This is a genomic window from Micromonospora sp. WMMC264, from assembly GCF_027497275.1.
GTDB classification, from domain to species: Bacteria; Actinomycetota; Actinomycetes; order Mycobacteriales; family Micromonosporaceae; genus Micromonospora; species Micromonospora chalcea.
Map to the genome: position 1 here is coordinate 291,752 of NZ_CP114907.1, position 14,359 is coordinate 306,110.

Sequence of the window (14,359 nt, forward strand, 5' to 3'; positions counted from 1 at the left end):
GTCGTCTCATGCCCGACAGCGGTTTCCCCTGGCCGATCGAGACAACCCGACTGGACAACGGCCTGCGTGTGGTGGTGAGCGAGGACCGCACCGCCCCGGCCGTGGCGGTCAACCTCTGGTACGACGTGGGCTCCCGCCACGAGCCGGCCGGACAGACCGGCTTCGCGCACCTCTTCGAGCACCTCATGTTCGAGGGTTCGGTGAACGTGGCGAAGACCGAGCACATGAAGCTGATCCAGGGCGCGGGCGGCTCGCTCAACGCGACCACCAACCCGGACCGCACCAACTACTTCGAGACGGTCCCGGCCGAGCACCTGGAGCTGGCGCTCTGGCTGGAGGCCGACCGGATGGGCGGGCTGGTGCCGGCGCTGACCCAGGAGACGCTGGACAACCAGCGCGACGTGGTGAAGAACGAACGGCGGCAGCGCTACGAGAACGTGCCGTACGGCGACGCCTGGCTGCGCCTGCTGCCGCTGCTCTACCCGCCGGGGCACCCGTATCACCACGCGACGATCGGGTCGATGGCCGACCTGAACGCCGCCGACCTGGCCACCTTCCAGGAGTTCCACAGCACCTACTACGCGCCGAACAACGCCGTCCTCACCGTGGTCGGCGACACCACCGCCGCCGAGGTGTTCGGGCTCGCCGACAAGTACTTCGGCGGGCTCGCCGCGCGCGCCGACATCCCGGCCGCGCCGGACGGCCGTACCGTGCCGGCCACCGGCCGCCCGGCGGTGGAGACGGTCACCGCCGACGTGCCCGCCCCCCGCGTCTACGTCGCGCACCGCACCCACCCGTTCGGCACCCCGGGGTACGACGTGACCACGGTGCTGGCCACCGTGCTCGGCAGCGGCCGGGGCAGCCGCCTCTACCAGCGCCTGGCCGACGGCGAGCGGATCGCCCAGCCGGACCTCGTCGGCGCGTACGGGGTGGACCTGGCGCACGCGCCCGCCCCGCTGATCGCCACCGCCACGGCCCGCCCCGGGGTGAGCGCCGAGCGGCTGCGCGACGGGCTGGCCGAGGTGGTCGACGAGCTGGCCACGGTGCCGGTGACCGCCGCCGAGCTGGACCGCGCCAAGGCGCTGCTGAGCACCATGTGGTGGCGGCAGATGTCCACTGTCGACGGGCGGGCCGACACGCTCGGCCGGTACGCCACCCAGTTCGGCGACCCGGCCCGCGCGGCCGACCGGCTGCCGGCCTGGCTCGCGGTGACCGCCGAGCAGATCGCCGAGCAGGCCGCCGAGCTGCTCGGCGCCGCCGACCGGGTGATCCTGACCTACCTGCCCGAGGAGAAGTGATGTCGCTGATCGCCACCCGTCCCGGCCCCGGCGCCGCCCGCGCCTACCGGTTCCCGCAGGTGGTCCGGCGGCCGGCGGCCGGCGGCCAGGTGGTCGCCGCGCACCTGCCCGGGCAGAACCTCGCAGTCGCGTTGCTGCTTCTCGACGGCGGCGCGGGCCGGGAGCCGGTCGGCAAGGAAGGGCTCGGCGCGGTGCTGGCCAAGGCGCTGGAGGAGGGCACCGCGCAGCGGGACGCCACCGCGTACGCGCTGGCCATCGAGGCGCTCGGCACCGAGCTGTCGACCGGGCTGGACTGGGACTCGTTCCAGGTGAGCGTGCAGGTGCCGGTGGACCGGCTGACCGCCGCCGTGGAGCTGCTCGCCGAGGCGGTCCGTACGCCCCGGCTCGACCCGGCCGACGTGCGCCGGGTCCGCGACGACGAGGCGACGGCGCTTCGGATGGACTGGGCCAACCCGGGCCCGCGCGCCGACGCGGTGCTGCGGGCCGAGCTGTTCGGCGCGCAGCACCGGTGGGGCCGCCCGCTCTACGGCGACCCGGACAGCGTGGCCGCGCTGGAGGTGGACGACGTCACCGTCCTCCACTCCGAGTGGTTCATCCGCCCCGGCACCCTGATCGTCGCCGGTGACCTGGAGCGGATCGACCTGGACGCGCTCGCCGCGACGGCGTTCGCCGGCGCCGGCGGCGGCCCGGTGGAACGCGGCGGCCCGATCGACGTGCCGCTGACCGGGCAGCGCCGGATCATTCTGGTGGACCGGCCCGGCTCGGTGCAGTCCACGCTGCGGCTGGGCCACCCGTCCCCGCACCGCGCCCACCCGGACCACGTGCCGATGACGCTCGCCGGCACCGTGCTCGGCGGCGCGTTCACGTCCCGGCTCAACCACCTGATCCGCGAGGTGCGCGGCTACACGTACGGGATCCGGGGCGACTTCGCCTCGTCCCGGCGGTTCGGGCGGTTCGCGGTCAGCTCCGGCGTGCAGACCGCGGTGACCGCCCCGGCGCTCGTCGAGTCGGTGGGCGAGATCTCGCGTACCCAGCTGACCGGGGTCACCGAGGACGAGCTGGAGGTGGCGCGTTCCTGGCGGGCCGGCCAGCTCTCGGTCGAGCTGCAGAGCCCGCGCGCGATCGCCGCGGCCCTGACCACGCTGGTCGTGCACGACCTGCCGGACGACTACCACGCGCGGCTGCGGGAGCAACTGCTCGCGGCGACCGTCGAGGACGTTTCCGCCGCCGCGGCGACCTACCTGCACCCCGAGTCGCTGACCATGGTGATCGAGGGGGACGCGGCGGTCATCCGGGACGAGCTGGTCGCCAGCGGTCTCGGCGAGGTGCTCGACCACACGTGACCGGACGGGGCGGCGGGCCTGTGATTCCCGTCGCCCCGCATCCGCGCGGTGGGAAACGTTTCCCACCCGCACCGCCCGGCTGGGTAGCCTCGCGGGCATGAGGATCGGCATTGTGGGAGCCACCGGTCAGGTCGGTGGCGTCATGCGGCAGGTGCTGGCGGAGCGCGAGTTCCCGGCGGAGCAGGTGCGCCTGTTCGCCTCGGCCCGGTCGGCCGGGCGCACGCTGCCCTGGCGCGACGGCGAGGTCACCGTCGAGGACGCGGCCACCGCGGACTACCGCGGCCTGGACATCGTGCTCTTCTCGGCGGGCAAGGCCACCGCCAAGGAGCTGGCTCCCCGGGTCGCCGAGGCCGGCGCCGTGGTGATCGACAACTCCTCGGCGTTCCGGATGGACCCGCAGGTGCCGCTGGTGGTCGCCGAGGTCAACCCGCACGCGATCGCCGACCGCCCGAAGGGCATCGTGGCGAACCCCAACTGCACCACGATGGCCGCCATGCCGGTGCTGCGTCCGCTGCACGACGAGGCCGGGCTGGTCAGCCTCGTCGTCGCCACCTACCAGGCGGTCTCCGGGGCCGGCCTGGCCGGCGTGGCGGAACTGGACGAGCAGGTCCGCAAGGTGGCCGGGGACGCCGCCGGGCTGGCCTTCGACGGCGGTGCGGTGGAGTTCCCGGCGCCGCGCTCGTTCGCCCGCCCGATCGCCTTCAACGTGCTCCCGCTCGCCGGCTCGATCGTCGACGACGGCTCGTTCGAGACCGACGAGGAGCAGAAGCTGCGCAACGAGAGCCGCAAGATCCTGGAGATCCCCGGGCTGAAGGTCTCCGGCACGTGTGTGCGCGTCCCGGTCTTCACCGGCCACTCGCTGCAGATCAACGCCCGGTTCGCCCGCCCGATCGACCCGGCCCGGGCCCGCGAGCTGCTCGACGGCGCGCCCGGCGTGGCGCTGCGCGACGTGCCCACGCCGCTGGAGGCGGCCGGCCAGGACCCGACGTACGTCGGCCGGATCCGGGCCGACGAGACCGTCGAGCACGGGCTCGCGCTGTTCTGCGCCAACGACAACCTGCGCAAGGGCGCGGCGCTGAACGCCGTGCAGCTCGCCGAACTGGTCGCCGCCGAGCGCTGACCCTGCGGGCGTCCGTGCCGGGCCACCCGGCACGGACATCCGCTCAGCGGGTATGCCCGCCGGGTCGCCGGCCGCCCCGCGCGCCGGCAGGGCGGAGGTGCCGATGACGGCCGAAGGGGACACCGAGGCCGCCGGGATGCGTTCGGACACGGGCCGGGCGATCGGGTTCAGCGACGCGGTCTTCGCCATCGTCATCACGCTGCTGGTCCTCGACCTGCGGGTGCCCGAGACGGCGCCGGGCGGAATGCTGCGCGCGCTGCTCGACCAGTGGCCGGTCTACCTCGCCTACGTCACGTCCTACCTGTACGTGGCGGTCAACTGGCTGAACCACAAGGGGACGTTCCACCGGGTCCGCTGCGCCGACCGGGGACTGCACTGGGCCAACCTCGGCGTGCTGTTCAGCGTGGCGCTGCTGCCGTTCGTCACCGCGCTCGTCTCCCGCGCCGTGGAGGAGGGCGACGTCTTCGACGAGCGGGTCGCGGTGTCCGCGTACGGGCTGGTCGGCGTGATCCTGTCGATCACGTGGCTGTGGCTCTACCACTACCTGAGCCGGCACCCGGAACTGCTGGAGCCGCACGTCCCCGCCCGTTTCTTCGAGGCCGAACGCGTCCGGGCGCTGCTCGGCGTCCTCGCGTACGCGATCGCCGGTCTGGTGGCCGTGTTCCTGAGCGTGCCGGTGGCGCTCGTGGTGCTCCTGCTGCTGCCGATCTTCTACGGGCTGTCCAGCAACGGCTTCTACGACCTGCGCCGGCGCCTGCGCCACCGGCGGTGACGCCCCGCGTTACCCCGCCTCGGGCGGCGGGTAGACCGCCGTGCCGACACCGAGAGGGGAGCACCATGACAACGGTCGGAGAGTTCATGACGACCCGGTTGGTGACGATGGACGGCAACGACACGCTCACCGCCGCGGCGCAGGAGATGCGCGACAGCGCCATCGGCGACGTGGTGGTGACCGACGGCGACAACGTGGTCGGTATCGTCACGGACCGGGACATCACGGTGCGGGGCGTGGCCGAGGACATGGATCCCACCTCCACCCGGCTCAACCAGATCACCAGCAAGGACGTGGTGACGGTGAGCCAGTACGACGACGCGGTGGCCGCCGCCGACCTGATGCGCACGTACGCGGTCCGCCGGCTCCCGGTGGTCGAGGACGGCCGGCTGATCGGCCTCATCTCCATGGGTGACCTGGCGGTCGAGCGGGAACCCCAGTCGGTGCTCGCGGACATCAGCGCCGACGACCCCAACAACTGACCTGACCGACGCGGTGACGCCGGCTCCCGGTTCGGGGGCCGGCGTTCCGCGTCACGCAGGCGACGCGGCGGTCACCCGGATCGGGCGAGGTTGACCGCGGAACGGGTGGGGACACCGCATCCCGGACGGAAGACCGCGGAACGCGGGAGGAGTCGCCCGGATGGTGGACATGGCCACAAGATTCTTCGAGGACCTGGACCGGCGGGGGTTCGAGCCCCTGTTGGTCAAGACATCCGGAACGCTGCGCTTCGACCTGCACGAGGGCCCGCACACCACGCACTGGCTGCTGGAGATAGAACGGGGCAACCTGCGGGTCCGGCAGGAGGACGGCGAGGCGGACACCGTGGTCGGCACCGAGCCGCGCCTCTTCGCCGAGCTGGTCGGCGGTGAGGAGAACGCCATCGCGGCGCTGCTGCGCGGCGACATGACTGTCGTCGGCGACCTCCGGCTGGTGTTGCAGGTCGAGCGGGTCTTCCCCGGTCCGCCGGACTCCCGGGGACCACGTCACACGTTCGGTGGGAGGGGCGCCTGATGCCCGGGCAGAACACCGTCCGCATCCTGGACGGCAACACGTTCGTGGTCAGCGAGGACAGCGGCGACATCGAGGCCACCCCGAACGAGCCGACGGGTCTCTTCTCGCTCGACACGCGCTACCTGTCGAAGTGGGTGCTCACCGTCAACGGCGAGCGGCTCAACGTCCTGTCCTACGACGACCTGCAGTACTACGAGGCCCGGTTCTTCCTGGTGCCCGGCATGGCCACGCACTACATCGACGCGAAGCTGTCGGTGATCCGGGAACGGGCGGTGGGCGGCAGCTTCCGGGAGACGCTGACCATCCTCAACCACGACGAGAAGGCGGTCGACCTGGAGGTCCGGATGGACGCCGGGTCCGACTTCGCCGACCTCTTCCAGATCAAGGACGAGATCCTGAACAAGAAGGGCGAGCTGTACGCCGAGGCCGAGTCGGACCGGCTGCGCCTGGGCTACCGGCGGGGCAACTTCCGGCGCGAGACCGTCGTCTCCGCCAACCAGCCGGCCCGCTACGACCAGCGCGGCTTCGCCTGGAGCCTGCGGCTGGAACCCAACGAGCAGTGGGACGCCGTCATCGACGTGCAGACGTTCGCCATCGGTCCCGGCGGCCGGGACCTGCGGATCGGGCTGCGCGCCCACGGCGTCGAGCGGCTCGCGCTCCAGCACGACCTGGAGGAGTGGATCAGCCGGGCCCCGAAACTGAACAGCGAGCACGAAGATCTCGCCGCGACCTACCGGCGGAGCCTGGTCGACCTCGCTGCGCTGCGCTTCTCGCCGCTGTCGCTCGGCGGGCAGACGCTGCCCGCGGCCGGCCTGCCCTGGTTCATGACCATGTTCGGCCGGGACAGCATCCTCACCTGCCTGCAGGTGCTGCCGTTCGCGCCGGAGATGTCGAAGACCACGCTGCGGATCCTCGCCGCGCTGCAGGGCACCCGGTTCGACGACTTCCGGGACGAGGACCCGGGCCGGATCCTGCACGAGATGCGCTACGGCGAGACCGCCGCGTTCGAGGAGCAGCCGCACTCGCCGTACTACGGCTCGGTGGACGCCACCCCGCTGTTCGTGGTGCTGCTCGACGAGTACGAGCGGTGGACCGGCGACGGAGCGCTGGTCAAGGAGCTGGAACTGGAGTGCCGGGCCGCGCTGAGGTGGATCGACAAGTACGCCGACCTGATCGGCAACGGCTACATCTGGTACGAGCGGCGCAACACCGACACCGGCCTGGAGAACCAGTGCTGGAAGGACTCGTGGGACTCCATCTCGTACGCCGACGGCACGCTGCCGCCGTTTCCCCGGGCCACCTGTGAGGTGCAGGGCTACGCGTACGACGCGAAGATGCGCGCGGCCCGGCTGGCCCGGGTGTTCTGGGGCGACCACACGTACGCCGACCAGCTCGAACGCGAGGCCGCGGAGCTGAAGCGGCGCTTCAACCAGGACTGGTGGGTCGCCGACCGCGGCTTCTACGCGCTCGCGCTGGACCCGGACGGGCGCCAGTGCGACGTGCTCAGCTCCAACATCGGCCACCTGCTGTGGAGCGGGATCGTGGACGAGGAACGGGCGTCGAGTGTCGCCGAGCACCTGGTGGGGCCCCGGCTCTGGTCCGGCTGGGGGGTGCGGACGCTGGCCGAGGGCGAGGTCCGCTACAACCCGATCGGCTACCACAACGGCACGATCTGGCCGTTCGACAACTCGTTCGTCGCCTGGGGCCTGCGCCGGTACGGCTTCAACGAGGAGGCGGCCACCGTGGCCAACGGCATCCTCGACGCGGCCGCCTACTTCGACGGCCGACTGCCCGAGGCGTTCGGCGGCTACCAGCGGGAGCTGACGAAGTTCCCGGTGGAGTACCCGACCGCGTGCAGTCCGCAGGCGTGGTCCACCGGCGCGCCGCTGCTGCTGATCCGCACCATGCTGGGCCTGGAGCCGCACGAGGGGCACCTGGCGGTGGACCCGCGCCTGCCGATGGGCATGGGACGCATCGAGGTGCTGGACATCCCGGGCCGCTGGGGCCGGGTGGACGCGTTCGCCCGGGGCCGGCTCGACCTCGACGAGCTGGCCGAATGAGTCAGTGCCCGGGCGGACGCGCGGTGTGCGCCTCGTCCGGCGGCAGCAGGCAGAACTCGTTGCCCTCCGGGTCGGCCAGCACGGTCCAGCGCGGCAGCTCGCGTACCACTGTCGCGCCCGCCTCCAGCACGGCGGCCCGCTCCTCGGCGTCACCGACCAGGTCGAGGTGGATCCGGCCGGGCGCGGGCAGCTCGGCGGCGGGGCTGATCCACAGGTCCGGCCGCCGGCCGTGCGGGTCGCGCAGCAGCACCGCCTCGGCCGGGGCGAGCGTGCCCTCGGCGAGCTTGACCTGGTCCTCCTCGACCACCGGCAGCCCGGTGACCGCGCTCCAGAACGGCGCGAGCAGGTACGGGTCGCGGCAGTGGATGACGATCGCGGCGAGGTCGGGCATGCCTCGAACCTAGTCGCCCGCGACGGCGGGCAGGACGTTGTCCAGGAACGCGGCGGCGGTCGCGAGCAGGTCGGGCCGGGCCAGGTCGAGCGCGTGACCCCCGCCTGTGAGCCACAGATGCACCGGGTGACCGGCGGCGAGCAGCCGAGCGGTCAGCTCGACCGGCTGGGCGGCCGGCACCGCCTCGTCGTCGCGGCCCTGGACCAGCAGCACCGGCACGCCGGAGCCCAGGTGGGTGGCCACTGTCGCGTCGGCGGTGGCCGGGTCGCCCGCGGCCGGCGGGTGGCCCAGCAGGTCGGTCCACGGGTCGTCGCCGGGGGCACGCCGTCGCCGCTGCTCCGGGTCGAGCGGGTCGACCGGCGCCCAGTACGCGAGCACGCCCGCCACATCGCCGGGCCGGTCCACCCCGCGCAGGGCGAGCTGGAGGGCCAGCATCCCGCCCGCTGAGTCGCCGCCCACCAGCAGCGGCAGGCCGTCCGCCCCGCTCCACGCGGCGCGCGCGGCTTCGCGTACGTCATCGAGCTGGGCCGGCCAGCGGGCCTGGTGGGAGAACCGGTAGGTGGCCTCGACCACGCGCAGCCCGAGGGACGCGAGCGCTCTGCCGTCCTCCTCGGCGCGGGCACGCCAGCCTCCGCCGTGGATCCAGAGCAGCACCGCGCGTTCGGTCACGGCACCATCGTCGCCGCACCCGCCCCCGGTGCGCGAGCCCGGTCTGCCGAGGGCAGATCGCCCCTACGGTCGCGTAACCTACTCGGGGTAAAGTAGCGGGATGTCGGAACTCGTGTACCCGCCCGTGATCACCGCCGCGAAGACGATGTTCCGGCTCCTCGACCTGCGCCTCGACGTGTCCGGCAGCGAGCACGTGCCGCCCACCGGCGGCGCCGTGCTCGCATCCAACCACGTGAGCTACCTCGACTTCATCTTCTGCGGCTACGGCGCGCACCCGGCCAAGCGGCTGGTCCGCTTCATGGCCAAGGACAGCGTCTTCCGGCACCGCGTCTCCGGGCCGCTCATGCGCGGCATGAAGCACATCCCGGTCAACCGGGCCGCCGGCGCCGGCTCGTACGCCGCCGCGGTGAGCGCGCTGCGCCGCGGCGAGGTGGTCGGCGTCTTCCCGGAGGCGACGATCAGCCGCTCCTTCGTCGTCAAGGACCTCAAGAACGGCGCGGCCCGGATGTCGCAGGAAGCCGGCGTGCCGCTGCTGCCGGTCGCGCTCTGGGGCACCCAGCGCCTGTGGACCAAGGGCCGCCCGCGCACGCTCACCCGCCGGCACACGCCGATCACCATCATCGTCGGCGATCCGATGGACCCGGCCGCCTACCCGGACGCCACAGTCATGACCGCCGACCTGCGTACCCGGCTGTCGGCGCTCGTCGACCGGGCCCAGCGGGAGTACCCGGACCAGCCGTCCGGCCCGGACGACACCTGGTGGCAGCCGGCCCACCTGGGCGGCAGCGCGCCCACGCCGGAGGAGGCCGTCGAGCTGGACCGCTCCGAGCGCCGCACCCGCAGCGCCTCCTGACCCCCGCGGTCCGCAGCTCGGCTCGGCTCGGCTCGGCTCGGTAGATCTTGGTACGAATCTCATGACGTAGTACGTTCGTCTCATCTGGTGGTGTGCCCTCCAGGAGTGCGGTGCGCGCCCGGCACTGAGCGAGTGGAGTCTCACGCAACGCCCCTCCGTTGCCGAGATCTTCGGCCGCCCACCACGCACATACGAGGAAAGGGCCGCCGAGAACGCTCACCTGTTCCGCCGACTGAGGACAGCCGCACCGCGCAAGGATGCACCTCCATGCCGCAGAGGATGCGCGCTCGGGGGAGGGTCAGCAGGCGGAACCGGGCTGGTCGCGGGCCGGGACGTCGGACAGCGCCCACGGCGACGCCTCGGCCACCGGCGGACGGTAGTAGTCGTCGCGGGACAGGAACTCCACCGGCAGCGAGCCCGGCAGCGTCACCGTGCCGAGCATCGGGCCGGGGGAGGCGGCGACCCGGGTGGCGAGCGCGTCCCGCTCCGGCGGTGAGAGGTCGACCAGATCGGGGTTGGCCAGGCGGTATCCGGCCACCGCGCGGCGGACCTGCCGGGCCAGCCCGGCGACCGGCCCGACCGGGCCGGTCAGTGCCAGCGCCGGCTGCCGGATGGTGCGCAGCGCGTCGCAGACCACGCGCAGCTCGGCTGTGCCGTCGCCGTGATCGACCAGTTCCAGCCGGGACGGCCACTGCCAGCGGATCTGACCGCTGACCAGGCGGGACAGCCGGACCGGGCGCCGGTGCCGGGCACCCGTCCGGCTGTCCTGCCCGGGGACCACTGACAACTCGGAACCGCTGCAGACGTACGCCAGCCGGCGGTCGGTCACGGTGATCGTCGCCGGCGCGGGCAGCGCCCAGCAGCGGACGTCCTCGGTGGGGCCCAGCAGGTGACCGGCGACCCGCAGCAACTGATGCCCGAGTATGCGCTCACCCGGCTCGGGCACCAGCGCGTAACGCCGGTCCAGCACGGGACGGGTGGGGTCGGCGTCGGCGTCGAACCGATGCGGTCCGACGAAGAAGGGTGCGGCGTCCTCCGGCACGGTACGACCTCCCGGTGACGGTTGGCGGTATCAGGGAGCCTGCCGGATTCGTAGGGTGATTGTCATGACACCTGTTAGGGGGTCGGCCGGTCGGCCGACGCCTGCGACCGGTAGATGCCGATATCTTCCGGTCGGACGAGTCCGTCCTCGATCGCGCGGGCGAGCAGGGCCGCCTTCGTGGCAGCCGGACGCCCCGCTCGGGTGTACTTGATCCGCGCTCGGTCGACGTACTGCTTCACTGTGTGCTCGCTGATCTGCATCCGGCGCGCCACCGACGCCTTCGACATCGACTGGAACCACAACAGCAGCGCCTCGCGCTCCTTGTCCGACAGGGCCGGACGATCCGGCCGGGCGTCGCCGACCATCGCGCCGGCCAGCGCGGGCGGCACGTACGGCCGGTCCTGCGCCGCCGCCAGCACGGTGCCCACACAGTGCTCGCGTCCCTCGTGCTTGGCCAGGAACGCCACCGCGCCCGCGTCCAGCGCGGCCAGCATGGTCGGCGGGTCGCTGTGCTCGGAGTAGACCACCACCCGGCGCCCGGCCGCGCTCAGCTCGGCCAGCTTGTCCAGCACCATCCGGCCGTGCAGGCGCAGGTCGAGCAGCACCACCTCGGCGTCGGGCGCGGCCCGCAGCACCTCGTCCGGGTCGTCGCCGGTGGCCACCACCCGCAACCGCGGCTCGCCGGCCAGCCAGGCCCGCACCCCGTCGATCACCACCGGATGGTCGTCCACGATCGCCACCCCGATCGGCCACCCGGCGTTCACGTCCGCCGCCAGCGGGTCTGCGTCCATCTGATCTCCCCGTCCCGCTCGTGCAGGTGTTCCACCGGTCCGCCCCCACCGGTCGTCGTCTCGTCCGGGCCGTCGTGGTCCGGTGTCACCAGGCTGACCACCACCTCGTCCGGTCCCGCGACCACTGTCAGCCGCGCCCAGCCCTCGGCCGCGGCGAGCCCTGCCGTGAGCGGGTCGGCCAGCCCGCGCCGGATCTCCACCGGCAGCTCCGGTGGCGTGCCGACCGCCACCAGGTCGATCGGCAGTCCGTTGCGTTCGGCCAGGTCGGCCGCCGCGCGCAGCTCGTGCAGCAGCGCGTCGGGCACGTCGTCCGACTCGGCGATGAGCCGGCGCAGCCGGGCCGCGGCCAGCACCGCCCGCCGCCGCACCGCCGGGTCGGCCGGGTCGGCGTCGCCCGCCGCCAGCTCGGCCAGCACCTCCTCGGCGGTGCCGCTGACCAGAGCGAGCCGTTCCTGGCGCTCGGTGCGGGCCCGCTCGGCCGCCTCCCGCTCCGCCGCCACGGCCAGCGCCGCCGCCGCGGTGGCGGCCCGGGCCCGGGCCTGCGCGGTGAGCGCCGCCGCGCCGACGAAGACCGCCACCGGCAGGGTGGAGGTGCCGTAAACGTACATCGTGGCCCGGCTCAGATCGGCCGACGCGGTCGCGCCGTACAGCACCACCGCGGTCACCGCGATCGCGCCGTGCGCGGCGAGCATGACCAGCAGCCAGCGCACCGGCCGCCGCCAGAGCGCCAGCAGGAAGAACCACGCCAGGCCGCCCCACACCCAGTTGGCGGTGCTGAACAGGAAGCGCTCGCCGGCGCCCGCGACGACCGCCGCGTCGACCACCAGCAGCGCCGCGGCCAGGCTCCGGGCCGGGGGCAGTTCGCCGCGCAGCAGAAGTACGCCGGCCCAGACCCCGATCAGCGCGGTCACCAGCCAGCCCACCGCCACCACGGCGGGGAAGGCCATTCCCGGTCCCGCCCGCAACACGGCCGGCAGCGCGATCGCCAGGTGCCAGGCCGCCGCGATGACGATGGCGGCGATCCGCGCGCCCCCGTCGGAGGCGTCGGCCACCGCGTGCGCCTCCGGCGGGGCGGTGGCCGGTCCGGGGCGCGTCGCCACCCGCGGCCGGGGAAGTGGACGCAGCACGGAGTCGGCGGTCACCGCCGCACCCGACTCAGTCGGCATCGGACCACTCCAGCCGAATCCGGGTGCCTGCGCCAGGGGCGGAGGTCACCAGCGCGCGTCCACCCACAGTGGTCATCCGCCCGTGGATCGACTCGCGCAGCCCGTACCGGTGGGCCGGGACCGTGGCGGGGTCGAAGCCCGGACCGTCGTCGACCACCTCCACCACGACGGCGCCGCCCTCGCGGGCCAGGCGCAGCGACGCGGTCGCGCCGGGTGCGTGCCGCGCCACGTTCGCGAGCGCGGCGGCGGCGCTGTCGGCGAGCGCCGTGGCGACCTCCGCCGGCAGCCGGCAGGGCGCGAGCGTCGCGGTCACCGCCGGCCCGGGCGTTCCGGCGAGCACCTGGCGCAGCCGTTCGTCCAGGTCGGCCTCGCCGGCCGCGGTCGCGGACCGCGCGCCCGCCAGGGCGGTCAGGGTACGCAGATCGTGCGCGCACCGCTCGCGCAACGTCGCCGAGTCGGGTACCGCGCCGAGGCCGACCATGGTGAGCGTGCCCAGCACGGTGTCGTGCAGGTCGCGGTTCTGCCGCCGTTCGTCCTCGCGGGCGGCGCGCGCGACCACCGCCTCGTGGGACAGCCGCTGGTAGTCGGCGAACGCGGCGTCGGCGCGGGCGATCCGGCGGCGCATCACCGCTGTCATCACCGCCGCGCTTCCGGTCTGCACCAGCAGCGTCCCGGCGTGCGCCCGCGCCTCGACCGGGTTGCCGGCCAGCGTGGTGCCGGTGACGTACGCGGCGGTGACCAGCAGCCCGGCCGGCACCGACCAGCGGGCCGGCGCGGTGGCCTGCGTGTTGATCACCGTCGAGCTGGCCAGCACCGCGATCCAGCTCGCCTCGCCCGGCAGCACCTCCGGCGCGACCAGCCACGGGACGGCGAGCGCGGCGGCGGTGGTGAGCGCGACGTCGCCGGCCACCAGTGGCCCGTCGATGCCGTGCCGGAACGCCCGCCAGGCGTACCAGACCGACCAGACGGTGAGGACGACGACAGCGGGGATCAGCAGCGCCACCCGCACCGGCGGCGTCCGCACCGACAGCGCGACCACCGCGCCGACCAGACCGCAGGTGAGTCGCAGAAGCGCGGGAAGCGTCGTGAAGATCAGCGTGAACGCCTCAGCCGCCGGCCGGGCCTGGGTGGACCCGGGCAGAGACGTGGCGGCAGCGACCGGCATCGGGGGGATGTCCTTCCGGCAGCGACCCGGCCGGGTCCGCGCGGCATAGATTGACGCCGGAGAATAACACGGTTTGTGGGTACTGGTCACCCTTGGTGCTTGACGAGTTTCGCTCCGGCGTAAAGCAGCCGAGGCTCAGCGCCCGCCGAGAAGCGGAGCCGCGGCCTCCGGTTTACGGTTGCCGGCGTCTCCTACTCTGCGGGGTATGGCATACCAGCCGGCCATGGTGCCGCCGAAGAAGTCCAAGCGAACCCTGTTCATCGTGCTCGGCGTGGTGCTGGCGATCTGTTGCTCCGGCGGTGTGCTCGGCGGCTTCTTCCTCTTCCGGGTCGTGCAGGAAGCCACCGGCCCGGCGCGCTCCACAGCGCAGACCTACGCCGAGGCGATCGTCGACCGCGACTACCCCGCCGCGTACCGGCAGCTCTGCTCCCGCGTACGCGACCGGGTCAGCGAGGCGGACTTCACCCGGCAGCAGTCCTCCCAGCCGGAGTTCACCGGCTACGAGATCACCGGGCTCAACGTGTCGAACAACAACGGCCGGGTGAGCGGGTCGACGACCATCCGGTTCACCCCGGCGGTCGGGACCAACGTGACGCAGTCGTTCCCCATGGTCAAGGAGGACGGGGAGTGGCGGATCTGCGAGTGAGCCGGTGGCGCTCCTCCGCGCGCACCTGA

At 73.4% G+C, this 14,359-nt stretch carries 15 protein-coding genes; 9 read left to right on the forward strand and 6 right to left on the reverse strand.

The window, feature by feature from the left end:
• The first annotated feature begins 8 nt into the window (after window positions 1-8).
• The 7 genes from O7542_RS01355 (at window position 9) to O7542_RS01385 (ending at window position 7,607) form a co-directional block, all read left to right on the forward strand.
• The gene (locus O7542_RS01355) at window positions 9-1,298 is read left to right on the forward strand and encodes a pitrilysin family protein (protein ID WP_043328830.1); all 1,290 of its coding nucleotides are present in this window, start codon (window positions 9-11) and stop codon (window positions 1,296-1,298) included.
• A complete protein-coding gene (locus tag O7542_RS01360; protein ID WP_281605580.1) occupies window positions 1,298-2,641 on the forward strand; it encodes a pitrilysin family protein in 1,344 nt (447 codons plus the stop codon). The genes O7542_RS01355 and O7542_RS01360 overlap by 1 nt, the downstream gene beginning before the upstream one ends.
• 97 nt (window positions 2,642-2,738) lie before the next feature.
• The gene (locus tag O7542_RS01365) at window positions 2,739-3,761 is read left to right on the forward strand and encodes an aspartate-semialdehyde dehydrogenase (RefSeq protein WP_064447774.1); all 1,023 of its coding nucleotides are present in this window, start codon (window positions 2,739-2,741) and stop codon (window positions 3,759-3,761) included.
• Between the two features lie 103 nt (window positions 3,762-3,864).
• Window positions 3,865-4,533: a TMEM175 family protein gene (locus tag O7542_RS01370; protein ID WP_084789688.1), complete on the forward strand. Its 669-nt coding sequence runs from the start codon at window positions 3,865-3,867 to the stop codon at window positions 4,531-4,533.
• A 65-nt stretch (window positions 4,534-4,598) separates the two neighbouring features.
• Window positions 4,599-5,015, forward strand: coding sequence for a CBS domain-containing protein (locus O7542_RS01375; protein WP_043328834.1), 417 nt, complete (start codon window positions 4,599-4,601; stop codon window positions 5,013-5,015).
• A 160-nt stretch (window positions 5,016-5,175) separates the two neighbouring features.
• Window positions 5,176-5,547 carry an SCP2 sterol-binding domain-containing protein gene (locus O7542_RS01380; RefSeq protein ID WP_043328836.1) on the forward strand — a complete coding sequence of 124 codons (372 nt, stop codon included), beginning with the start codon at window positions 5,176-5,178 and terminating at the stop codon, window positions 5,545-5,547.
• Window positions 5,547-7,607 (forward strand): glycogen debranching N-terminal domain-containing protein, encoded by a 2,061-nt coding sequence (locus tag O7542_RS01385; protein ID WP_043328837.1) that lies wholly within the window; start codon window positions 5,547-5,549, stop codon window positions 7,605-7,607. Before O7542_RS01380 ends, O7542_RS01385 begins: the two co-directional genes overlap by 1 nt.
• Before the next feature lies 1 nt (window position 7,608).
• On the opposite strand, the gene O7542_RS01390 is transcribed toward O7542_RS01385, so the two are convergent.
• Together O7542_RS01390 and O7542_RS01395 are read right to left on the reverse strand one after the other, a co-directional pair.
• Window positions 7,609-7,998 (reverse strand): VOC family protein, encoded by a 390-nt coding sequence (locus O7542_RS01390; RefSeq protein WP_281605581.1) that lies wholly within the window; start codon window positions 7,996-7,998, stop codon window positions 7,609-7,611.
• A 9-nt stretch (window positions 7,999-8,007) separates the two neighbouring features.
• A complete protein-coding gene (locus O7542_RS01395; protein ID WP_043328840.1) occupies window positions 8,008-8,667 on the reverse strand; it encodes an alpha/beta hydrolase in 660 nt (219 codons plus the stop codon).
• A 100-nt stretch (window positions 8,668-8,767) separates the two neighbouring features.
• Here O7542_RS01395 and O7542_RS01400 point away from each other — a divergent pair, with 100 nt between their 5' ends.
• Window positions 8,768-9,520, forward strand: coding sequence for a lysophospholipid acyltransferase family protein (locus O7542_RS01400; protein WP_030502236.1), 753 nt, complete (start codon window positions 8,768-8,770; stop codon window positions 9,518-9,520).
• A gap of 298 nt (window positions 9,521-9,818) precedes the next feature.
• On the opposite strand, the gene O7542_RS01405 is transcribed toward O7542_RS01400, so the two are convergent.
• The 4 genes from O7542_RS01405 to O7542_RS01420 all read right to left on the reverse strand — a co-directional run bounded on the left by O7542_RS01405 (window position 9,819) and on the right by O7542_RS01420 (window position 13,684).
• Window positions 9,819-10,562 carry a hypothetical protein gene (locus O7542_RS01405; protein WP_281605582.1) on the reverse strand — a complete coding sequence of 248 codons (744 nt, stop codon included), beginning with the start codon at window positions 10,560-10,562 and terminating at the stop codon, window positions 9,819-9,821.
• Window positions 10,563-10,636: 74 nt separating this feature from the next.
• The gene (locus O7542_RS01410; RefSeq protein ID WP_043328844.1) at window positions 10,637-11,353 is read right to left on the reverse strand and encodes a response regulator transcription factor; all 717 of its coding nucleotides are present in this window, start codon (window positions 11,351-11,353) and stop codon (window positions 10,637-10,639) included.
• Entirely contained in the window at window positions 11,323-12,519 is a 1,197-nt protein-coding gene (locus O7542_RS01415) for a hypothetical protein (RefSeq protein WP_113974656.1), read from the reverse strand. Before O7542_RS01415 ends, O7542_RS01410 begins: the two co-directional genes overlap by 31 nt.
• On the reverse strand, window positions 12,509-13,684 hold the full coding sequence (locus O7542_RS01420; protein ID WP_064448673.1) for an ATP-binding protein: 1,176 nt from the start codon (window positions 13,682-13,684) through the stop codon (window positions 12,509-12,511). Before O7542_RS01420 ends, O7542_RS01415 begins: the two co-directional genes overlap by 11 nt.
• A 205-nt stretch (window positions 13,685-13,889) precedes the next feature.
• On the opposite strand from O7542_RS01420, the gene O7542_RS01425 reads away from it, so the two are divergent.
• Window positions 13,890-14,330: a hypothetical protein gene (locus O7542_RS01425; RefSeq protein WP_166457041.1), complete on the forward strand. Its 441-nt coding sequence runs from the start codon at window positions 13,890-13,892 to the stop codon at window positions 14,328-14,330.
• The last annotated feature ends 29 nt before the right edge of the window (window positions 14,331-14,359 follow it).